This window comes from Actinomadura sp. HBU206391 (assembly GCF_014323665.1).
In the GTDB taxonomy this organism is placed as follows: domain Bacteria; phylum Actinomycetota; class Actinomycetes; order Streptosporangiales; family Streptosporangiaceae; genus Actinomadura_C.
On sequence record NZ_JABVEB010000053.1, the window covers coordinates 15,102 to 36,892 of the forward strand.

General features: G+C 72.1%; 18 protein-coding genes. 12 read left to right on the top strand and 6 right to left on the bottom strand.

Going from position 1 to position 21,791, the window contains the following annotated elements; all coding sequences use genetic code 11:
• Nucleotides 1-14 precede the first annotated feature (14 nt).
• Nucleotides 15-725, top strand: a complete 711-nt coding sequence (locus HKK72_RS18035) for a TetR/AcrR family transcriptional regulator (protein WP_187235546.1) — start codon at nt 15-17, stop codon at nt 723-725.
• Between the two features lie 61 nt (nt 726-786).
• On the opposite strand, the gene moeZ is transcribed toward HKK72_RS18035, so the two are convergent.
• Nucleotides 787-1,968 (bottom strand): adenylyltransferase/sulfurtransferase MoeZ, encoded by a 1,182-nt coding sequence (moeZ, locus tag HKK72_RS18040; RefSeq protein ID WP_187235547.1) that lies wholly within the window; start codon nt 1,966-1,968, stop codon nt 787-789.
• A 258-nt stretch (nt 1,969-2,226) separates the two neighbouring features.
• On the opposite strand from moeZ, the gene HKK72_RS18045 reads away from it, so the two are divergent.
• The 6 genes from HKK72_RS18045 (at nt 2,227) to HKK72_RS18070 (ending at nt 7,747) form a co-directional block, all read left to right on the top strand.
• Nucleotides 2,227-2,433, top strand: a complete 207-nt coding sequence (locus HKK72_RS18045) for a CsbD family protein (RefSeq protein ID WP_261986935.1) — start codon at nt 2,227-2,229, stop codon at nt 2,431-2,433.
• Between the two features lie 237 nt (nt 2,434-2,670).
• A complete protein-coding gene (locus HKK72_RS18050; RefSeq protein WP_222720849.1) occupies nt 2,671-3,429 on the top strand; it encodes a hypothetical protein in 759 nt (252 codons plus the stop codon).
• On the top strand, nt 3,423-4,925 hold the full coding sequence (locus tag HKK72_RS18055) for a S8 family serine peptidase (RefSeq protein ID WP_261986936.1): 1,503 nt from the start codon (nt 3,423-3,425) through the stop codon (nt 4,923-4,925). Before HKK72_RS18050 ends, HKK72_RS18055 begins: the two co-directional genes overlap by 7 nt.
• Entirely contained in the window at nt 4,909-5,214 is a 306-nt protein-coding gene (locus HKK72_RS18060) for an MGMT family protein (RefSeq protein WP_187235548.1), read from the top strand. Before HKK72_RS18055 ends, HKK72_RS18060 begins: the two co-directional genes overlap by 17 nt.
• A 113-nt stretch (nt 5,215-5,327) precedes the next feature.
• Nucleotides 5,328-6,350 (top strand): serine hydrolase, encoded by a 1,023-nt coding sequence (locus tag HKK72_RS18065; protein ID WP_187235549.1) that lies wholly within the window; start codon nt 5,328-5,330, stop codon nt 6,348-6,350.
• A 215-nt stretch (nt 6,351-6,565) separates the two neighbouring features.
• On the top strand, nt 6,566-7,747 hold the full coding sequence (locus HKK72_RS18070) for a hypothetical protein (protein ID WP_187235550.1): 1,182 nt from the start codon (nt 6,566-6,568) through the stop codon (nt 7,745-7,747).
• Nucleotides 7,748-7,798: 51 nt separating this feature from the next.
• Here the strand turns inward: HKK72_RS18070 and HKK72_RS18075 are convergent, their stop codons facing one another.
• Nucleotides 7,799-8,284 carry a VOC family protein gene (locus HKK72_RS18075; RefSeq protein WP_187235551.1) on the bottom strand — a complete coding sequence of 162 codons (486 nt, stop codon included), beginning with the start codon at nt 8,282-8,284 and terminating at the stop codon, nt 7,799-7,801.
• Nucleotides 8,285-8,387: 103 nt separating this feature from the next.
• Here HKK72_RS18075 and HKK72_RS18080 point away from each other — a divergent pair, with 103 nt between their 5' ends.
• On the top strand, nt 8,388-8,918 hold the full coding sequence (locus HKK72_RS18080; protein ID WP_187235552.1) for a hypothetical protein: 531 nt from the start codon (nt 8,388-8,390) through the stop codon (nt 8,916-8,918).
• A 29-nt stretch (nt 8,919-8,947) separates the two neighbouring features.
• Here the strand turns inward: HKK72_RS18080 and HKK72_RS18085 are convergent, their stop codons facing one another.
• The gene (locus HKK72_RS18085; RefSeq protein WP_222720850.1) at nt 8,948-9,208 is read right to left on the bottom strand and encodes a hypothetical protein; all 261 of its coding nucleotides are present in this window, start codon (nt 9,206-9,208) and stop codon (nt 8,948-8,950) included.
• A gap of 176 nt (nt 9,209-9,384) precedes the next feature.
• Here HKK72_RS18085 and HKK72_RS18090 point away from each other — a divergent pair, with 176 nt between their 5' ends.
• The 4 genes from HKK72_RS18090 (at nt 9,385) to HKK72_RS18105 (ending at nt 17,425) form a co-directional block, all read left to right on the top strand.
• The gene (locus HKK72_RS18090; protein WP_315987316.1) at nt 9,385-12,555 is read left to right on the top strand and encodes an ATP-dependent DNA helicase; all 3,171 of its coding nucleotides are present in this window, start codon (nt 9,385-9,387) and stop codon (nt 12,553-12,555) included.
• Nucleotides 12,527-15,970 (top strand): ATP-dependent helicase, encoded by a 3,444-nt coding sequence (locus HKK72_RS18095; RefSeq protein WP_187235554.1) that lies wholly within the window; start codon nt 12,527-12,529, stop codon nt 15,968-15,970. The genes HKK72_RS18090 and HKK72_RS18095 overlap by 29 nt, the downstream gene beginning before the upstream one ends.
• Nucleotides 15,971-16,119: 149 nt before the next feature.
• Nucleotides 16,120-16,896: a class I SAM-dependent methyltransferase gene (locus tag HKK72_RS18100; protein ID WP_187235555.1), complete on the top strand. Its 777-nt coding sequence runs from the start codon at nt 16,120-16,122 to the stop codon at nt 16,894-16,896.
• 274 nt (nt 16,897-17,170) lie between these two features.
• Complete coding sequence (locus HKK72_RS18105) at nt 17,171-17,425, top strand: 13E12 repeat family protein (protein WP_261986937.1); 255 nt, start codon at nt 17,171-17,173, stop codon at nt 17,423-17,425.
• A gap of 46 nt (nt 17,426-17,471) precedes the next feature.
• Here HKK72_RS18105 and HKK72_RS18110 read toward each other — a convergent pair whose 3' ends face one another.
• The 3 genes from HKK72_RS18110 to HKK72_RS18120 form a co-directional block, all read right to left on the bottom strand.
• A complete protein-coding gene (locus tag HKK72_RS18110; protein WP_187235557.1) occupies nt 17,472-18,653 on the bottom strand; it encodes an alanine racemase in 1,182 nt (393 codons plus the stop codon).
• Complete coding sequence (locus tag HKK72_RS18115) at nt 18,650-20,323, bottom strand: IucA/IucC family protein (RefSeq protein ID WP_187235558.1); 1,674 nt, start codon at nt 20,321-20,323, stop codon at nt 18,650-18,652. The genes HKK72_RS18110 and HKK72_RS18115 overlap by 4 nt, the downstream gene beginning before the upstream one ends.
• The coding region (locus HKK72_RS18120) for an IucA/IucC family protein (protein WP_187235559.1) at nt 20,314-21,791 on the bottom strand (1,478 nt) is incomplete at its 5' end. The genes HKK72_RS18115 and HKK72_RS18120, both read right to left, overlap by 10 nt.

Genomic DNA, 21,791 nt, shown 5'->3' on the forward strand with positions numbered 1-21,791 from the left:
GAGATCCGAGTCGAATGAGTGAGACACGGCGAGACCGTCTGCGGGCCGCGACGATGCGGGAGATCACGCAGACCGCCCGCCGGATCCTCGTGGTGGAGGGGCCGCAGGCGGTGACGCTGCGAGCCATCGCCCGCGAGATGGGCGTGACGGCACCCGCCCTGTACCGGTACTTCGACAGCCATCAGGAGCTCGTCCGGCACGTCATCGGCGATCTGTTCACCGAGCTGACCGAGGATCTGCACGCGGCCCTCAAGGCCGTGCCGCCTGATGACATGGCCGGGAAGTTCATGGCCACCGCCCGGGAGTTCCGCCGGTGGGCGCTGGCGCACCGGGCGGAGTACTCCCTGCTGTTCGGCACTCCACTGCCGGGCCTCGACGTCGATCATGATGACGTGGCCACCGAGTGCGGCCGCCGGTTCGGCTGGACGTTCCTCATGCTCTTTCAGGAGCTGTGGCTGAAGTCGCCGTTCCCCGTGCCGCCGGACGAGGAGATCGAGCCGAGCCTGCGAGAGCAACTGGAGCGCTACCGGGAGGGGCTCGGCAGCACACTACCGCTGGGTGCCCTGCTGACCTTCCTGCAGTGCTGGATCCGGCTGCAGGGCATCGTGAGCCTGGAGGCCTTCGGCCATCTGAGCTTCGCCCTGGACGACACCGCCCAGATGTTCGAGCTCATGCTCGCCGAGATCGGCCCCGTCCTCGGGCTGGTCTACGCTCCCGAGGACTGAGCACCGGCGGCGGCCGGCATGCCGCCGAACCAGGAGAGGCGTGCCGGCCGCGCCCGCGGCGTCAGTACGACGGCAGCGAGGGTTCGATCTGGTTGACCCAGGCGAGCACTCCGCCGCCGACATGCACGGCGTCGGAGAAGCCCGCGCTCTTGACGACGGCAAGGCACTCGGCCGAGCGGACTCCCGACTTGCAGTGCAGGACGATCTTCTTGTCCTGGGGCAGCCGCTCGAGGGCGGAGCCGTCGAGGATCTCGCCCTTGGGGATGAGCGTCGCTCCGGGGATGGAGACGATCTCGTACTCGTTCGGCTCGCGGACGTCGATCAGGAAGATGTCGTCGCCGCGGTCCTGCATGGCCTTGAGGTCACGAACGCCGATCGTGGAGTCCTTGACCGCCTCGGAGGCCTCCTCGGACACCGCGCCGCAGAACGCCTCGTAGTCCTCGAGGAGCTCGGTGATCGTCGGGTTCTTGCCGCAGAGCGGGCACTCCGGGTCCTTCCGGACCTTGACGGCGCGGTAGCTCATCTCGAGGGCGTCGTAGATCATGAGGCGTCCGACCAGCGGGTCGCCGATGCCGGTGAGCAGTTTGATCGCCTCGTTGACCTGGATCGAGCCGATCGAGGCGCACAGCACGCCGAGAACGCCGCCCTCGGCGCACGAGGGCACCATGCCGGGGGGCGGGGGCTCGGGGTAGAGGCAGCGGTAGCACGGCCCGTGCTCGGCCCAGAAGACCGACGCCTGGCCGTCGAAGCGGTAGATCGACCCCCACACGTACGGCTTGCCGAGCAGCACCGCGGCGTCGTTCACCATGTAGCGGGTCGCGAAGTTGTCGGTGCCGTCGACGATGAGGTCGTAGCGGCCGAAGATCTCCATGACGTTGTCGTTCGTCAGCGCCTCGTTGTGGACGACGACCTCGACCAGCGGGTTGATCTCGGCGATCGAGGCGGCCGCCGACTCGGCCTTGGCCCGGCCCACGTCCGACTGGCCGTGGATGATCTGGCGCTGCAGGTTGGATTCGTCGACGACGTCGAAGTCGATGACGCCGAGCGTGCCGACACCCGCCGCGGCGAGGTACATCAGGGCCGGTGAGCCGAGGCCGCCGGCACCCACGCACAGCACCTTCGCGTTCTTGAGGCGCTTCTGCCCGGTCATCCCGACATCCGGAATGATCAGGTGCCGGGAGTAACGGCGTACCTCATCGACGGTGAGCTCTCGTGCAGGCTCGACCAGGGGTGGCAGCGACACGGTTGTTCTCCTGCGGTCGGTCGGTCGTGGTCGGACACCCTCGTCCTGTCCAGCCTCAACCTACCGACGTCGCGTCGCATTCCCGCCGCGATTCCCGTGCGAGCGCCGTGTGAGCCCCGCGATGTGAGCGCCCGTGCGAGCCCTCGCGAATGGGCCTGGCCACGTCGTTCGGCCCCTCGCCGGCGAGGGCGGAAGGAATCCATCGCTGAACTGCATGAATCCGGTCTCACCGGGCACCGCGTCGGTAAGCATCAGTGAATGGAGGCAGCCATGGGCTTCATGGACAAGCTCAAGAATCGGCTACAGATGGGCAAGGGGCGTGCCAAGGAGGAGACGGGCCGGCAGACGCGGGATCCGTACCTCGAGGCCGAAGGTCGCGGCGACCGGGCGGCGGGGGGCGCCAAGCAGGTCGGCGAGCACGCCAAGGACGCCGCCAAGAATGTGAAGAAGGCCTTTGGGCGGTAATCGCCTCACGACTAAAAGATCACGCTTGGCTGCGTGATCTTTTAGTACCTCGCGCCGGTGCGCCGGCCCCGGCGCGCACCCGTCCTTCCCGTCCGATGACGTCCGTTGCGGCCGCGCCCGATGCGGCGGCGCGTACAGTAGCCGCCGGGTCACACCTATCGGTCTCATCACGATGATTGGCCGATCTGGGCCGTTACCACCTGTCAGTGGTCGTTCGGTGGGCTACCCTGCCGAATCGTGTTCCAAGCCGACGTCGCGGGCGGATGGCCCTATTCGCAACCACAGCCCCGGCGCCGCCGGGGCGCTCTCGTGATCGCCGGCTTGCTGACGGCGGTCTGCCTGGTCGCTCTCGTCGTCGCGGTGGTGGTGCTGACGAGCGAGCTGACCCGTCCGCCCACCGTTGCGGAGCGCAACCGTGCGGCTACCGCCGAGGTCGCGCGACGCTGGGAGGCGTGGCCGGCCGGGAAGATCTTCCCCGACACCGTTCCGTACACGCTCAGCGTGGGCGGGAAGGAGTCGGCGCGGCGGGTCGGCATCGGCCGCGACAGGGCGTGCAGTGGCGCCGTCGACGCCGCACTGGCCACCACGCTCCGCACGTACGGCTGCCGCGCCGTTGTCCGTGCGACCTATCTGGACCAGCTCCAGGGTCTCGCGATCACAGTGGGCGTCGTGGCGTTCCCCGACGTGGCGAAGGCCTCTGCCGCCGTGCCCCGCCTTCCGGCGGACAAGCCGGCCCCGGGGCTGCGGGCGCTCCCCCTGCCGGGCTCGGCCGCCTCCCGGTTCGACGACGCCGCCCGGCAGGAGGCGGCGATCCGGCACCGGGGCCCCTATGTCGTGATCGCCACGATCGGCTATGCCGACGGGCGACCGGCGGCCAAGATCAAACAGAAGCAGGGCTATCTCAAGGTCGTCGTGCCGCAACTTGCCGAGTCGATTCTGGGAACGCTCGCCGCACCTGCTCGGCCCGACTGCTCGTCTTCGGCGTGGTCATGCTGAGGCGGAGGCGGGTGCCCGGGGGGCGGCGCCGCAGCCTGCCCGGCGGGTCGCGCGGTGCACGGCTGGGTGCACGGCTGATCGCGCTCGCGGCCGCAGCCGCCCTCGCCGGCCCGCAGGTGATCGTGGCGGACGCACACGCGGACGAGATCCGCGACGAGATGTGGCCGGTGTTGTCGGCGCTCGACGTGCAGCGAGCCTGGAACATCACCAGGGGCAAGGGCGTGACCGTGGCGGTGCTCGACTCGGGCGTCGACGCGCGGCAGCGCGACCTGGCCGGTTCGGTGACGACGGGACCCGATCTGACCAAGGGCGCCAACCCGCCCGGTGTGGCCCCCAAGCGGCTGCACGGCACCAACATGGCCTCGATCATCGCCGGGCATGGTCACGGGCCGGGCCGCTTCGACGGCATGATCGGTGTGGCGCCCGAGTCCAAGATTCTCTCGCTGCGGGTGATCCTGGAGAATGACGAGCCGGGGTTCGTGTTCTTCAACAGCAGCGAGCGGTTCAACGACACGATCGCCGACGGGATCCGCTACGCGGTCGACCACGGGGCCGACGTGATCAACATGTCGCTGGGCAAGGCCCTGCCGACCAAGCAGGAGCGCCAGGCGGTCGCCTACGCCGTCTCCCGCGGGGTGGTGGTGGTCGCCGCGGCCGGCAACGCGGGCGCCTCCAAGACGGCCCGCCGTACCGGTCACGCCCCATACTCCTACCCGGCGTCCTTCCCCGGCGTGATCGCCGTCGCGGCCATGACCGCCGATCACAAGCACGCGGGGTTCTCCAACCGCAACTCCGCCGTGGTGGTATCGGCGCCCGGCGTACGGATCGTCGGCGCCGGCCCGGGGGATCAGTACTGGGTGGGTGACGGGACCAGCCCGGCCACCGCGTTCGTCTCCGGGGTCGCGGCACTCATCAGGGCGAAGTACCCGAAACTGTCCCCCGCCCTGGTCACCCAGGCGATCGTGGCGAGCACCGAGCACCGCCCGTCCGGCGGCTATGACTCCGGGGTCGGATTCGGCGAGGTCAACGCCGCGGGCGCGCTCGAAGCCGCCCAGAAACTCGCGGGTGCGAAGACCGAGGGCCTCGGCCTGGGCGCCGACCGCAGGTTCGGAGCGGCCGACCCGGGCCCGGTCCAGGTGGTGCGGCACGACGCCGCGCTGCTCGGGATCGGGGGCGGGCTCGGTGGGGCGGGGATGCTGGGTCTGATCGGCATCGGTTTCTGGGTGGTCAGGCGCAGGCGCTCCGCGCCGCCCGCACTGCCGTTCCTGCCGCCGCAGCCGCTGCCGCTGGGTGGACCGGCGTACCCGCCGTACCCGGACCACCAGAACCGGCAGAACCCTTCGAGCCCGCAGTACCGGAGCCACCCGGGCCCAGAGAACCAGAATCACCTGGGCGCACATGACCGGCCGGCTCAGGAGAACCAGCCGGCCCGGCAGGACCAGCCCCAGGACCGTCCGATATGGGAACAGTGGTCAGGCGATGCCCCCCGACCCTGAGGAGTTCGCCGAGCTGGTGCTCGATGTCGTGGAGCGCATCCCGCCCGGCCGTGTCATGTCCTACGGCGACATCGCCGAGTATCTCGGGCTGGGCGGCCCCCGGCAGGTCGGCCGGGTGATGTCGACGCAGGGCGGCGGCGTTCCGTGGTGGCGGGTGATCCGGGCGGACGGGCGGCCGCTGCCGGGTCACGAGCGGCGGGCGCTGGAGCGCTACGCGGCCGAGGGGACGCCGTTGCGCCCCGGCGGTGACCGCGTCGACATGCGCAGGGCCCGCTGGGACGGCTCATAGCGCAGATCGCTGGGCTGAACCTCTTGTAATGTTCCCGACTTATGTGGCATATCACCAAGGCGTGACGTGGCAACGGTATGCCGCCGCGTGACCTCACCCTTGAAGGAGCCCGCGTGCGTCGGAGTCGGCTCGCCCTGTTCGCCTGCGCCATGACCATGGCCCCACTGCTCCTCTGCGGTGGTGCGGACCTGGGACGGGTGGCGGACGCGACGCCCCAGCGGGCCGCCGTGTCTCCGGTCGTTTCGGCGACCGCGCCGGGCCCGTCGCCGTCTCCCACTCCGACCGCGCGACCGCCGCGGCCGCACAAGCTCGACCGCAAGGCGCTCACGCGAGCGCTTGACCGCTATGTCGGCGGCCGGCCCGTCTCGCTGGTGATGCGCGACCTCACGACCGGGATCACCTACCGCTACCACGCGGACCGGCGGTTCGTCACGGCCAGCTGTGCCAAGGTCGACATCCTCATGACGCTGCTCCTGCAGCGGCAGCGCGGTTCGAAGGGGAAGCGCGCGCCGTATCGGCCGCTCGGCGCCGAGGACCGGCGGCTGGCCGACCTGGCCATCCGCTACAGCGACAACAAGGCGACGGACCGGCTGTGGGAGCGGGTCGGCGGGCCCGGCGCGGTCACCGCCGCCAACCGGAGGTTCGGGCTCCGCGACACCCGCACGTCCGGGGGCAAATGCCTGGACCTGTACTGCTGGGGAATCACGGACACGACCGCCGATGAGCAGGTCCGGCTGCTGAACAACCTGGTCGGCACCGGCGGTCCGCTCAATGCCGGCAACCGCGCGTACGTCCTGGGGTTGATGAGCAAGGTCATCAAGGAGCAGGCGTGGGGCGTGAGCGCCGCCGCGCGCAAGGGCGACCAGGTCGCGCTGAAGAACGGCTGGCAGCGGCGCCTCGCCCACGGCAAGCTCTGGGCGATCAACAGCATCGGGCGGGTACGGACCGACGGGCACGACTGGCTGATCGCCGTCATGTCCGACCATCACGCCACCACGGGTGCCGGCATCGCCGTGGTCGAGCACGTCGTCGAACTCGCCGCCAGGGAGTTCCGCAAGACCACGCCGCGCACCACGGCGGCTGAGCCTTCTCCGACCGCCGATCGATCCGGTGCCGATATCGGTCAGCCGCGGTAGTAGTCGGCGTCGGTCGAGATGACGTCGAAGGCGGGGGACTCGGGCTTAGGTCCAAAGGCCCAAATGGTGCCTATTAGCCCCATATTGCACAGCCGTCGCCCTAAGCTCCCCCACTGAGAAGCCAAGGCCGGCGGCGGCCGGGCGGTTCGTGTGATCAGAGGCGGGTGAATCGCGTGGTCGGCGGGCAGATGAGACCGGACCCTGCAGGTTCCGGCTTGGAGACGCCGGAGGCACGGGAGATCGGCGAGACGTCGGAGAGCGAGACACCAGAGGCGCCGGAAATGCCGGGCACCACCGGCGTTCCCATGCTGCCGCCCATGGACTATGTCCTCTCGGCGCCGGTGGCGCAGGACGGCATGGCCGGTACTCCGGACGCGGTCCGTTCCCCGGACGCGGGCGGGGCGCCAGGCACCGGTCCGGGTCTGGGCGATGGCCGGCTCCCGAACCCGCGGCCGCAGCCGCCGGAACCGGCCGCCGCGGTCCCGGCACGACCCCGGACGTCTTCTGGCGCGTCACTCGCTCAGGGCGAATCCCCGGCCGAGGAGGACGGGCCTCCCCCGCTGGAGTACATCGCCCCGATGCCGGCCGCACCGGTCCGGCGGGAACCGCCGCAGGGCACGATGGCCGGACCGTCGTCGAGCACCTCTCGGCCCGCCACTCCCCGGCGCCGGGGGGCCAGGGGCCGGCATGAGCGGCTCGCGCCCGCGAAGGGGCGCTCTGCGCCCGGCCGCTGGCGCGCCGTAGTGATCACCGGTGTATCGGTGCTCGCCGTCGCGGTGGCAGCGCTGGTCCTGACGGACAAGGGCGGCACCGATCCGGCCCCGCTCAGTGACTCCGCCCGGGCGGCCGGCCCGCCGGCCGCGGCGCCGGACGTCTCCTCCGGCCCATCGGGCGGCGTCTCACCCACGCCCTCGGGCAGCGCCTCCCCGCGATCTCCGGGCGCTGTGACCACCGAGTCGGGCTCGCATTCCAGCGCCATCTCCCCGAGCGCCCCGGCTTCGACGGGGCCGCCGCAGCGCCGACGCCCACCCACGGGCGGGGGCGCGCAGAGCGGTGCCACCACGAAGGCCAGGGCCAACCTGCAGGCGTTCATCCGGGGCATGGGCCACGGCGACGCGTCGGTCTGCGACAAGTACGCCACCGCGTCCTGGGCCACCCGCACGTACGGGTCGATGGACATGTGCCGCAAGGACGCCTGGAACGTGGACGAGTGGTACCGCCCGCAGGAGGTGCAGGCCATGCGCACCACGTCGGTCGTCGGCAGCGCCGCGAGCGGCGGGAACGTCACGATCGCCTTCTCGGACCTGCGCTGGAGCAGCGGGCACATGACCGCAGAGACCGTACAGACCCGGTTCGTGCTCGGGCTCGTGGACGGCACCTACAAGATCATCAACTGACAGGTAGCACCTGCTTGGCCGGCGGGACCGCAGGTGACCGAAGCGGACCGGTCACAGCACCCGGTCGCCGTACATCTCGCCGAGCGGGTCGGCCAGCAGCTCCAGCCGGGCGCCGTCGGGGTCGCGGAAGTAGATGGAGGCGCCGCTCTCGACCTGGTAGGGCACCCCGGCGGCGTCCAGCTTGCCGCGAAGCCGTTCCCAGGTCTCCGGCTCCACCGAGATCGCGATGTGGTGCAGCCCGCCGAGCACCTCCGCGTACGGCCCGAGGTCGAGACCGGGGAAGTCGAAGAACGCGAGCAGGTTGCCGTTGCCGATGTCGAAGAAGAAGTGGTTCGAGCCCTGGTAGTCGCGATTCTCGAAGATCTCGGTCAGCGGGAACTCCAGCAGCTCCTGATAGAACCGCACGGTCCGCTCGAGGTCCGAGGACAGCAGCGCCATGTGGTGCAGTCCACGCGCCGAACTGCCCGGCCGGTCATCGTGGAGGTAGGTCTCGCGGATGCGTGCCCGCTCGGATTCGATGGCGTCCAGATCGATCATTTCTCCGCCTCGTGTGCCGACTCGTTGAACCTCGAACCATTGTGCGGCCTACCCGCGGGCTCCGGCCGCACTCGCGGCGGCGCGGCGTCCTAGAATCCGAGCCATGCGGCGGGTGAGCAGCACAGTGGTCGTGGTGGCGGGCGAGCAGGCCGGCCAGGTGGTCTCCGGTCTCGGCTCGCTGCACAACGTACGGGCCCTGACGGCCGGGGAGCGTACGCCCGCTGAACTGACCGAGGCGCTGTCGCGGACGTCGGCCACCTACGTGGTGCACGATGCCGACCCGCTCGCCGACGTGCGCGAGGCATGGGCGGGCTTCTTCGATGAGACGGTGCCGCCGGGCGGCCTCGAGGTCGCGATCGAGGCCACGCTCGGCGCGCTCAACGCCGAGCGCGTGCTGATGCCCGACTATTACATCGTGCTGGACCCCGAGGACATGCCGCCCACGTGGCGGCACTGGTGGCTGGGCGTGCTCGCCGGCGCCGCGCCGAGCCGGGTGGTGCCCGCCGACGCCTCGGCCGTCGCCGTGGCCGACGCGCTGTCGCGTCTGGGGGCTGGGCGGTGGTGGCCCGCCGACCTCTCGGGCTGGCTGCGCCGGCTGCCCAAGGTGGTCCCCGACCAGGCGGGCGTCCTCTAGCGCAGGGCCTCCCCGCGTCCGGCCGCCGGTCAGCCCGTCCGGCGCATGACCGCGCACATGATGGTGGTGGTGCCGCCCACGTTCGACATGTTCACGAGCTCCCAGCCCCATTGAGAGAGATGCTCCGCGGAGGCCATCGCCTCCATCAGAGCCGCGGCGTGAGTGTTGTGCGACACGACCGCCAGGTGCCGGTGGGGGTACCCGCGCAGGTCGACTCTTCCGGTCAGCACGGTTTCGGCTCTGACGGTGCGCGTGTGCGCGATCTCCTGTGGGGTCTCGGCCCTTCTCATACCGGGGCACATTACGCGAGCCGCCCGTGCCTGGTGCCGACGTGCCTTGGCCGCCTGCGGACGGCCGGGCCGGGCGCGTTGTGCGGGCCAATGTCACAGCCGTTTCTTGGAGCACATTCGCGACATGCCGCCACCTTGGTCAGTTCTGTCCCGATCATCTGCTGGAATCAACAGTTGTGTCAGAGCCCTCCTACCGTCTCGTGCGGCGCGCCGGTCCCGCCCAAGCGCTGCCGCCCGTGCTCGACGCGCCCCAGCGGCGTGTGGTCGCGCACGAGCGAGGGCCGATGCTGGTGCTCGCCGGGCCGGGCACCGGCAAGACGACCACGATCGTCGAGGCGGTGGTGGACCGGATCGAGAACCGCGGTGCGGATCCCGAGCGGGTGCTGGTGCTCACCTTCAGCCGCAAGGCGGCCGTCGAGCTGAGGCAGCGGATCAGCGGCCGGTTGCATCGCACCATCCGCAGCCCGCTCGCGCTGACCTTCCACAGCTACGCCTACGCCCTGCTGCGCCGTGACGCCGCACTTGCCGACGATCACCCGCCCAGGCTGCTGTCGGGCCCCGAGCAGCTGCTCGAAGTGCGGCGGCTCCTGGCGGGAGAGCTCGAGGACGGCGGCGCGGGGTGGCCGGAGCGGCTGCGGCCCGCCCTGGCGACGAAGGGCTTCGCCGAGGAGCTCAGGGACTTCTACCTGCGCGCCGCCGAACGCGGCTTCGGCCCGGCCGAGCTGGTCGAACTCGGCCGGTTGCGGGGCCGGCCCGACTGGGTGTCGATCGGCCGCTTCATGGACCGCTACGCCGCCCGGTTCGACATCGACCCGGTGCCGTCCTACGACTACGCGGAACTGATCCGGGCCGCGGCGGGGCTGCTCTCCGACGAGGAGGTGCTGCTCCGCGAGCGCGACGCCTACGACATCGTGTTCGTCGACGAGTACCAGGACACCGACCCCGCTCAGGAGTACCTCCTGCAGCGGCTCGCCGGCGACGGCCGGGACCTCGTCGTGGTCGGCGACCCTGATCAGTCGATCTACGGGTTCCGCGGGGCGGACGTACGGGGCATCCTCGACTTCCCGGACCGGTTCCGCACCGTCGAGGGCGAGCAGGCGCCCGTCGTGGCGCTGCAGACCTGCCGCCGGATGGGCCCGGCCGTTCTCGAGGCATCGCGCCGCATCGCCCGGCGGCTTCCGGCGGGCCCGCTCGCCGCTCGGCATCGCGCGCTCCACAGCGTCGACGGCGCCGACGAGGGTGAGGTGCAGGTCCTCGTCGCCGACAGCGTGAGCCAAGAGTCCGCCCTGGTCGCCGACGAGCTGCGCCGCGCCCATCTGCTCGACGGGGTGCCGTGGTCGCGGATGGCCGTGCTCGTACGGTCGGCGGTGCGGCAGGTGCCGGTGCTACGGCGGGCGCTGAGCCAGGCGGGGGTGCCGGTCGTGGTGGCGGGCGACGAGGTGCCGCTCTACGCCGAACCGGCCGTCCGGCCGATCATCGTGCTGCTGCGCTGCGCGCTGAAGCGCGACCACCTCACCGAGGAGATGGCCGAGGACCTGCTCACCGGGCCGCTCGGCGGCGCGGACGCGCTCGGCATGCGCAGGCTCAAGCGGGCGCTGCGCGATCTCGAGACGCTGTCCGGCGGCGAGCGCCCGCAGAGCGAGCTGCTCGTGGCGGCGCTGAACGACCCGCGCGAGCTGCTCCTCGTCCACCCCAAGGTGCGCGCCCCGGCCGAGCGGATCGCCAACCTGATCACGACCGTACGGGACGAGGCCCGCCAGGGCGCGACGGCCGAGGACGTGCTGTGGGCGGTGTGGCAGGAGTGCGGGCTCGCCGACACTCTGCTGGAGCAGAGCGTCAAGGGGGGAGCGCGCGGAGCGGCGGCCGATCGCGACCTCGACGCCGTCGTGGCGCTGTTCGACCACGCCGCCCGGTTCGTCGACCGGCTGCCCAAGGCGGGGCCGGAGCTGTTCGTCGACGACCTCGCCTCGCAGGAGATCCCCGGTGACTCGCTCGCCGAGCAGGCTCCCGAGGGCGAGGCCGTACGGATCCTCACCGCGCACCGCGCCAAGGGCCTGGAGTGGGACGTCGTGGTGGTCGCGGGTGTACAGGAGGGCGTGTGGCCGGACCTGCGGCTGCGCGGATCACTGCTCGGCATCGAGGAGCTGATCGAGGTCGCCGCAGGCAACGACCTGGCGGTGGACGAGGTCGCGGGGGCCTCGGTCGCCGCCAAGCTGCTGGACGAGGAGCGGAGGCTCTTCTATGTCGCCGTCACCCGGGCGCGCAAGCGGATGGTGGTCACGGCGGTCGGGGGCGCCGACTCCGAGGAGCGCCCCTCCCGCTTCCTGGGCGATCTCATGCCGGGCGCGATCGAGGAGGCCCAGCTCGACGAGAAGACCCGCTGGCTGTCGCTGTCGGCCCTCGTCGCCGACCTGCGCTCGGTGGTGGCCGACCGGTCCCGGCCCGAGCCGCTGCGCCGGGCCGCCGCCGGCCACCTCGCCCGGCTGGCCCGTGCCGGCGTGCGTGGGGCGCGGCCGGAACTCTGGTACGCCATCACCGAGCCCTCGGACGCCGGGCCGGCGTTCGCCGACGACGAGCAGATCTCGATCTCGCCGTCGCAGGTCGAGACGTTCACGACCTGCGGGCTGCGGTGGCTGCTGGCCTCGGCGGTGGGCGCGCAGGAGGGCGCCCCTGGCGAGTACAGCACCATGGGCAAGGTCATCCACGCGGTGGCCGAGATGGTCGGCGCCGACGACGGCGTGAACGAACTGCACATCGCCAAGCGGCTGGACGAGATCTGGCAGGACCTCGACTTCCGCAGCGGCTGGTACTCCGACAAGCAGCGCGAGTCCGCCACGACGATGGTGGACAAGTTCCTCACCTGGCACCGGGACAACCCCAACGAGGTCGTCGCGCTGGAGGAGTCGTTCAAGGTCGACCTCGGCCGCGTCGTCATCAAGGGCCGGATCGACCGGGCCGAGCGCGACGACCACGGCCGCGCGGTCATCGTCGACATCAAGACCTCGTCCCAGAAGGTGCCCGAGGACGACCTGGCCCGGCACCCGCAGCTCGGCGTCTACCAGTACGCCGTCATGCTCGGCGCCTTCGAGCGGCACGGGCTGATCGAGCCGGGCGGCGCCAAGCTGGTCCAGGTCGGCAAGGCGTCGCTGACCGCGAAGGCACGGGAGCAGAACCAGCCCCCGCCGGCGGAGGACGACGATCCGGACTGGCCCAAGAAGCTGGTCGAGGTGGTCGCCACGGGGATGGCCAGCCCGGTGTTCGAGGCGCGCGCCAATGACGGCTGCCGCACCTGCCCGGTCCGTTCCTGCTGCCCCGTCCATGACGAAGGCGGGCAGGTCGGCGAGTGAGCACGTCTTGATCTCGCCACGTGAGCTGGCGCAGCGGCTCGGGCTGCCCGAGCCGACCGTCGAACAGGCCACCGTCATCCAGTCGCCGCTGGCGCCGATGGCCGTGGTCGCCGGTGCCGGGTCGGGCAAGAGCGAGACGATGGCCTCGCGCGTGGTGTGGCTGGTCGCCAACGGGCTCGTACGGCCCGAGCGGGTCCTCGGGCTGACCTTCACCAGGAAGGCGGCCGCCGAGCTGGCCGCCAGGGTGCGCAGGCGGCTCGAGCAGCTCCGTGAGCATGACGACCTGGTCGCGCCGGAGGTGCTCGACGGCGAGCCCACCGTGTCGACCTACCACGCCTACGCCGCCCGCATCTTCGGTGACCACGCGCTGCGCGAGGCGCTCGAACCGACGATGCGGCTGATCAGCCCGGCTGTGGCCTGGCAGATCGCCTCGCGCGTGGTGGACTCCTACGGCGGCCCGATGGACCGGATCGACTGGGCGCCCGACACGGTCACCAAGGCCGTGATGGAGCTGTCCGGCGACCTGTCGGAACATCTGCGCACCGGCGACGACGTGCGCAAGGTCGGGGCGTGGCTGGACGAGCGCCTCGCCGCGGTGAAGAAGCCGCTGAAACCGCAGAAGACGATCATCGCCAAGCACGCCGTACGCGAGCAGCTGCTGCCGCTCATCGAGGCGTACGCGCGGGCCAAGAGCCGGCGCGAGGTGATCGACTACGGGGACCAGATGGCGCTGGCCGCCCGGATCGCCCACCGGCATCCCGAGGTCGGGCTGATCGAGCGCTCGCGCTACTCCGTCGTGCTCCTGGACGAGTACCAGGACACCAGCCACGCCCAGCTCGTGCTCCTGCGGTCGCTGTTCGGGCCGGTGCACGGGCAGGGCGGGCATCCCGTCACGGCGGTGGGCGACCCCTGCCAGTCCATCTACGGCTGGCGCGGCGCCAGCGCGGGCAACCTGCTCCGCTTCACCCACGACTTCCCGCTGCGCCAGGACCAGGCGCCGATGGCGCGCGCCCAGGCGCCGGGGCCTGGTCACCAGACGGTGGTGCCCGCGCCGGTGGAGCGGCTCTCGGTCAGTTTCCGCAACGGGGACCGGGTGCTCGACGTCGCCGCGCGGGTGCAGGAGGAGTTGCGGGCGGACGCCCAGGTCGTGCCACGGCTGCTGTCCGGGCCGTCCCGGCGGGAGCGAGGGCGGGTCGAGTGCGCGCTGCTCGAGACCGCCGAGGACGAGGCCGAGCGGGTCGCCGCCCGCATCGCCCACCTGCAGGCCCTGTCGCCCGAGACGGCTCCCGACGGGGAGCCCTGGGCGGAGGACCGGGCCGAGGGCCTGCGGTTCTCCGACGTGGCCGTACTCGCCCGTAAACGCTCGCAGTTCCCGCTCATCCGCCGGGCCCTCGAGGCCAGGGGCATCCCGGTCGAGGTGGTCGGGCTCGGCGGGCTGCTCACCGTGCCGGAGGTGCAGGACGTCGTCGCCACGCTCAAGGTGATGCACGACCCGACGGCCGGTGCCTCACTGGCCCGGCTGCTCACCGGACCACGGTGGCGGATCGGCCCGCGTGACCTGGTGGCTCTCGGCCGGCGGGCCCGTGAGCTGGCACGGGAGGTGGCGCGGGACGTCACGCGCGAGGACCGGGCGGAGGGCGAGGGCGAACATGGCGAACGCGGCGGACATGGCGAACGCGGCGCGCAGCCGCGAGAGCCCGAGCGCGACGCCGCGGATCCGCTGCGCCAGCTGGTCAATGAGCTGAGCGAGGAGACCGGCAGCCTGGTCGACGCGCTCGACGACCTCGGCCCCCCCGAGCACTACACGCAGGAGGGACTGCGCCGGCTGCGGCGGCTCCGCGACGAGCTGCGGACCCTGCGCGGCCAGGTCGGCCTGCCGCTGCCCGACCTGGTCACCGAGGCAGAGCGGGTCCTCGGGCTGGACATCGAGGTGGCGGCCCGTTCCGGGCTCGACCCGGTGACCGCGCGAGCGGACCTCGACGCCTTCATCGACGCCGCCGCCCGCTTCGCCGGTGACGCCGAGGACCCCACGCTCGGAGCGTTCCTGGCCTACCTGCTGGCCGCCGAGACGGAGGAGTTCGGCCTGGAGGCGGGCCGGGTCGGCGAGACCAACAGTGTGAAGCTGCTGACCGTGCACGCCGCCAAGGGCCTGGAATGGCCGGTGGTCGTGGTGCCGGGCCTGTCGTACACCCCGCAGCGCAGCGGTGGCCCCGCCAAGGGGTCGATCTTTCCGTCACCGCCGCGCAGCGCCACCAAGTGGACCGACAATCCACGGCTGCTGCCGTTCCCGCTCCGTGGCGACCGGGCCGACCTGCCCAAGCTGACCGGACTGGACAAGGGCGACCTCTCGGCGTTCGACGAGGCGTGCTCCGAACGCGATATGCGCGAGGAGCGGCGGCTCGCCTACGTGGCCGTGACCCGCGCCTCCTACCTGCTGATCGCCACCGGCTACTGGTGGGGGGCGGCGAGCCGGCCGCTCGGGCCGTCGCCCTTCCTCGAGGAGATCAAGGAGACCTGCCTGGCCGGAGCCGGCCCGGTGCCGGTGTGGACGGATCCGCCGGCCGAGGGAGCCGTCAACCCGCTGCTAGCCGAGCCCGACACCGCCGCCTGGCCGAGGCCGCCGGCCGGAGACCGGCACGCGGCGATCGTCGAGGGCGCCGGGATGGTCGACGCCGCGATGACCGGCCGTACGCCGACGTGGGCGGGCGACGAGGGCCTCGGGGTCCCCGACCGCGGCCGCATGTCGGCCTGGGCGCGCGACGTGGAGCTGCTGCTGGCCGAGCGCGATCGCGGGCGCGGCGGCGACGGCTTGCAGGTGACTCTGCCCGTCCAGCTGTCGGTGAGCTCGCTCGTGTCGCTGGCGCGCGACCCTGAAGCGCTGGCCCGCCAGATCCGCCGCCCCATGCCGCGCCGGCCGGCGCCCTACGCGCGGCGCGGCACCGCCTTCCACCGCTGGCTCGAGTCGCGATGGGGCCAGCAGCGACTGCTCGGCCCGGACGACCTTCCTGGCGCCGCCGACGAGGGGGCGGCCGACGACGGTGATTTCGCCGTGCTGCGGGCCAGGTTCGAGGAGTCGGCATGGGCCTCACGCGAGCCGCTCGACGTCGAAGTGGCGTTCGAGACGGTGATCGGGGACCGGTTGATCCGAGGCCGGATGGACGCGGTCTTCCGCACCGACGACGGGTACGAGGTCGTCGACTGGAAGACCGGGTCGCCGCCGTCCGGCAACGAGGCCCGCGCGGCGTCCGTGCAGCTCGCGGCCTATCGGCTCGCCTGGGCACGGCTCGCGGACGTTCCGGTCGAGCAGGTCAGCGCCGCGTTCCACTACGTCGCGGCCAACGTGACCGTACGGCCGGCGGATCTGCTCGACCTCGAAGGGCTGACTGTGCTCCTTGACACAATCCCGGTGAAATGACCTACTGCCCTCTGGCCACGGACATGCTTTCCGGGGATGATCCCTGGAACGACGATGAAGGTGCTGGAAGACCCCGGCCGGTCGGCGCTCGGCCTTGGCCGCGCTCGTGAGAGGGCGGAGTCGGTCAGCATCCGGCCCGGGAGGCGAACGTGACGGTGACGCACCACGAGAAGATCCTCAGGGAGTTCACCAAGCAGGCGAGGACGTTCGCCGATCCCCAGTTGAACCAGGTCTTTACCGGCCGCTTGACTGGACTGGTGAAGTTCGTCGAACCGGAACTCGACACCGGCGACGTCTGTCTGGAGGTCGCGTGCGGCACCGGACTCGTGGCGCGTGCGCTGAGCCGGCGGGTACGCCACGTCACCGCGCTCGACGCCACGCCCGCCATGCTCGAACAGGGCAAGCGCGAGGCCGATCGCGAGGGGGTCACCAACGTCACCTTCGCGCGGGGCGACGCCGGTGAGCTGCCCTTCCTCGACCGCTCCTTCACCCTGGTGATCACCCGGTTCTCCCTGCACCACTTCGAGAAGCCGCTCGTCGCGCTGCGCGAGATGGTGCGGGTGAGCCGGTCCGGCGCGAGCCTGATCATCGCCGATCTGGTACGGACGGACGCTCCGGGCGACCCCGACCGGCACGAACGGCTCCGCGACCCCTCGCACGCCTCGTTGCTCACCGTCCAGCAGATGACCGAGCTGCTCACCGAGGTCGGCGCCGAGGTCAAGCGCTCTACGGCCTTCGAGGTCGTACGGCCGGTCGACGCCTGGCTGGCGCAGTCGCACACGCCCGAGGACGCCGCGGCCCGAGTCCGCGCCGAGCTGAAGGCCGAGCTGGACGGTGGAGCGGTGACCGGGATGCGGCCGGTCATGGCCGACGGCGAGCTGTGCTTCACCCAGGCCCAGGCCTACCTGGCGGCCATAGCCTCCTGAAGACCTCGCCCCCGGTCTCTCCCGCCGTGATCATGCAGTTAATCGCGCAGCCCCCGCCCACCCGAGGGCACGCGACAGCGAACAAGTGCATGATCACGGGGGAGATGGGGAAGAACCGGCGGAACTCGAACACGGTGTCGGGGTCACTGCGTAGACTTCGAACATGGGTTCTATCGAGACTCCATCCCCCGCGACGCCCTCCGCCCGGCCGCCCTCCACAGACACGCCTACCGCCGACGCAGCGTCATCCGACACGCCGCCTTCCGTGCTCGCCATGCGCATCGGTGTGGTCGCCGCCGAGGCGGCCTTCGCGTCGTTCGCCCGCAGCATCGACTTCGACGAGGTCGCCGCCGGAGACCTCGACTTCGAGGGGTCGATCGGCGCGGCCGACTGGCCGGTGTTCAGGCTGGTGCTCGACACGCTGGCGGCGCCTGCGGGCCAGGGTGACACCAGGACGCTCGACGAGCGGCGCGCGGACGCCCTGAACGACCTGGCCCGCATCTGCCTGGCGGCCAAGAACACCCGCTGAGACGGCGCTCGCGGGACGGCCTACGGGGGGAGCGGCGGCCTGAGCCTCAGCCGGCCAGGTAGTGGAAGTCCGGCTCGGGGTGCATCAGAAAGTCGTGGTGCGAGATGTTCCAGGCGTACGCGCCGGCCATCCCGAAGGCCACGATGTCGCCGGCGCGCAGGTCGCCCATTGGCACGTCGCGGGCGAACACGTCCTTCGGCGTGCACAGCTGCCCGACCAGGGTCGCCGTTTCCGGCGGGCGTTGCGGTTCGCCGTCCGTCACGCCGTCCGGGTCACCGTCCTGTTCGCGGTCCGGTCCGTTGGAGCTCCAGCGCGAGAGCACGGCGAACGGCTGATCGTGGCCCTTGGCGACGGGGGTGCGCAGATGATGGGTGCCGCCGCGCAGCACCGCGAACGCCTCACCGCGAGTGCGCTTGACCTCCAGCACGTCGGTGACGTACCAGCCGTGATAGGCCGTCACCGCCCTGCCCGGCTCCACGCGCAGCGCCGGCCCGCCGGACGCCAGCCGCGTGAGCCCGGCGCCGTACGCCGCCCAGTCGAAGCGTTCAGCGGGAGCGCGGTAGTCGACCGCCATCCCGCCGCCCAGATTGACCTCGGCGGCGTCGAGGTGCTCGGCCGCCCAGCCGAGGATCCGCCCGGCCAGCTCCAGCAGGGCCGGCGCGGCCAGCCCGGACGCCAGGTGGGCGTGCACACCGCGCAGCCGGACCCACGGCATGCGGGGCAGCAGTTCCAGGCACCTACCGATGGCGGCGTCGTCCATGCCGAACGGGCCGTTCATCGTGAGCGCCGCCCCGGCGACCGTGACGTCGAGGTTGGCGCGCAGCAGCACGTCCGGCTCGCGGCCCAGCCGCCGGCCGATCGCGGCGATTCGCTCCAGCTCGCGGGGGCTCTCCACGTGGATCCGGTCGACGCCGAGCCTCAGCGCGAGTTCCAGCTCCTCGTCGGTCTTGCCGGGGCCGCCGAGGGCCAGTCGCGCGCCGGGCAGCGTCCGCGCCACATGGGCGAGCTCACCCCCGGACGAGACCTCGATTCCGTCGACGTACGGCTCCAGCGCCGCGAGTACCCGCGGGTCTGGGTTGGCCTTGGCCGCGTAGAAGATCTGCGCGGCGGGCAGTGCGCCGCGGATCGCGGCGGCGTGCTCGCTCAGGCCGGCGAGGTCGTACAGGTACGCGGGGAACCGTTCCAGCCCGAGCACGCGGGCGCGGACCGCGCTCGGCGGCTCCATCATCGCGCTCCGAACGGGCTCGGAACCCCGACGTAGCTCGCACGGCGGTCGGCGGTGCGCTCCCAGCGGGTCCGCAGGTTGGCCTTTGCCGGCAGCGGCACCCCGGCCAGCAGCGCCCGCAGCCGCGCGGCCCCCTCGGGGCCGATGTCCTCCGCGTGCCCACGCGCGTAGCGTTCGATGCGGCGGTGGACCAACCGCCACAGCTCGGGCTCCGCACCGGGATGCAGATCGGCGATCGCCGCCGCCAGCTCGGCCAGATGGTTGACGATCAGGCAGTAGACCACCCGGTTCCAGCCGTGCCCGGCCTCGTAGGTGAGCGACTCGCGTACGCGGGGAGGCAGTTCGGCCAGGTCCCGGTGCGCGTCGCAGGTGGCGACGAGCTTGGTGCCCTCCAGATCCCGGAAGATCGCCTGGACCGGCCGGTCGGCCGCGTCGACCGCGACGAGCACGTTCTGCAGATGGGGTTCGAGCACGACCCCGTACGCCAGGAAGGCGTGCAGGACGGGGGGCGCGACCAGCCGCACATAGCCGTCCCACCAGGCCAGCGCCTCCTCGGGCGGGGCGCCCGCGAGCATCCGGGTGAGCGAGGCCGGGCTGTTTCCGTACGGATCGGCGAGGGCGGCGGCGAGCAGCGGCGTGCCGGCGTGCCCCCGTACGCCGGAGCGGACGATGACGCCGAGCCCCTCGTGCAGCCGGCGGTCGGCGAGCGTGACGGTGCGATAGGCCGGCTCGGTGAGCAGCGCGCATCCGTCGAAGGCCGCGCCCAGCGAGGCGAACACCGGGCGCAGCAGCCGGCTGAGCGCGACCGCGCCGGTCAGTTCGTACCACGCGTTCTTGCGGACGCAGTTGGTGATGCGCACGTCGAGGCTGAACTTGCAGAACAGATCCGCGTCCGGCAGGTAGGCGGTGCGGACCGACGACGTCGGGGCCGCCTCGGGGCCCACGATGCCGAGATCGAGGACGCCACCGCCGGCGAGCGCGGCCGCCAGCACCGGCCGCTCCGCCAGCAGGGAGAACTGCCACGGGTGTACGGGCAGGGTCCGGTAGCCGCGCGGCGCGGGCGGCCCCAGCAGCTCCAGCGGGCCGAGGTCGCCCTCCTCGGCGACCAGGTCGGCGCGCACGGCGAGCCACCGGAGCCGGAAGCGGGCGCGCGCCTCGGGCGCGTACGGAAGCCAGTCGGCGGGGGCGCCCTGCCGGGCCTTGGGCGCCGGGTGGAACCGGTGACCTGCCACGAGGGCCTGTTCGGACTCGACGAACCGGTCGCTCTCCACGCCGTGGTCCCCGCTGTGATCCCGGGTGCGCTCGCGGGCCTCGATGAGCGCCGCCATGGCGGTGTGGCCGGCCGCGACCTGTTCGGCGAACTCGGGATTGGCCTGGCCGGTGGCGAGCTCGAGCTCCCCGGCGGCAAGATCGGCAAGGCGCCGCCAGCCGACCGCGAGCCATTCGGTGCCGCGCTGTTCCTCGATCGGGGCCGCGAGCGGAAAGGTCGGGCCGCACGGCGTGCGGCGCAGCCGGGCGCGCAGCACCACGTCGACCCGCGGCAGCCGCAGGACCAGGTGCCGGCCGGCCTGGCGCACCTGGTGTTCGGGCACGCAGACCTCGCGTACCAGGCAGTTGAGCAGCGCGATGCCCGTCGCGTCGTCGGCGGTGAGAACAGGGCGGGTCAGGAGCACGTGTCGTCCCGTAGGTAGTTGGGTGCTGGGGGTCCGTAGTGCTTGTTGACGTCACGGGCGCCGGTGCGGGCCTTGTCGACCAGCGTCCCGGCGGTGACCATCGCCTTGGTGGGCAACCGCTCGGCCTCGAGCGTGCGGCGGCGCAGGAGGCGTGCCAGGGAACCGGCCGGGACGCCGGCCGGGGAACGACCGGCCGTGCGAGCGGTGTCGTGCCGGTCGAGTGCCTCGCCCAGCCGCTCCCTGACCATCGCCAGGCCGGTGCGGAGCGGCAGCAGCCCGCGTTCGGCCAGGCCGAACGCCACCGCGCCCGCGCACAGGTGCACGGTGATCGTGATGAAGACGCGGGCCGGCGCCTCCGGATCGCGCGTGGTCATCCGCGCGTCCATGAAGTCGTACGGCCCGCCGCCGAGGGCGGCGGTCAGTGTGCCGGGGTCGATGAGCGCACCGTCGTTGTCCTTGATCAGCAATCGCGGACTCCGTGCGTCGTCGCCGATGACGAGCGAGACGTTCTGCTGGTGCGCCTCCAGCGCGATGCCGTACCGGGTGAACAGAGCGACGTTCCAGCCGAAGAGAGCGCGTAGGTAGCCGTCGAACAGCTCAGCCACGTCCCATCGCTCGATGACGTATCCGCCCTCGGGAGCCCTGGCCAACAGCGCGGCGACCGGCACGACGTGCGCGTCGCGGGTCTGCTCCGGCAGCCGCCGTACGAGGTAGCCGAGCAGCGGATCGCCCGCGTGCCCGTAGGTCTGCTCGTCGGCGAGCAGCACCGGCGCATCGGGTTCGCGGTCGCACACCGCGCGCAGGATGCGCTGCACGAGCGCGCCGTCGGTGAGGGTACTGGGCACGATCGTGCGGCGGTTGCGCAGGCCGAGGGTGCTGGTCGGGAGCGGCAGCTTCAGGTGCGTGCGCGCGTCGACCGCGACGGTGCGCATCGACAGAGTCGGCGTGACCTCGAGGTACGCCTTCGGCGCGCGGACCACCGCGAGATCACGGCAGGGGAGAGGGGTGAGGGGGTGGAGGGGGAGAAGATCGGTGTCCGGGTGGGACGGCAGGCCCACGTCGGCCGGGCTCGGCCACCAGGCGGGCCGTTCGCCCGACGCGACGACGCGATGGCGGGGCACCGCCGCCCAGTGCAGCGCGAACGTGGGGTGGAACTCGGGTGCGTGACGCCGCAGGTCCGACTCGGTGAGCCCGGTGCGGCATCGCGCGGTCGGATAGACGGGGTGGTCGGTGAACGCCGCGAGCGCTTCGTAGTACGTGCCCGACCCCCGGGCCTCGACGTTCGCCAGCCGGGCGAGCACGGCGTCGTGCTCGCGGTCGTGCAGGAGCACCGTGGTGAGCGCCTGTCGGCACTCGTCGGCGAAGGCGGCCACGTCGTCGCGAGCGTCGGCGAGCCGGCGCGCGGCGGTCAGCACATCGTCGAGCCGCAGGTCCGCGCCCGGCGCGACGGTGGCCTCGGTCAGGAACC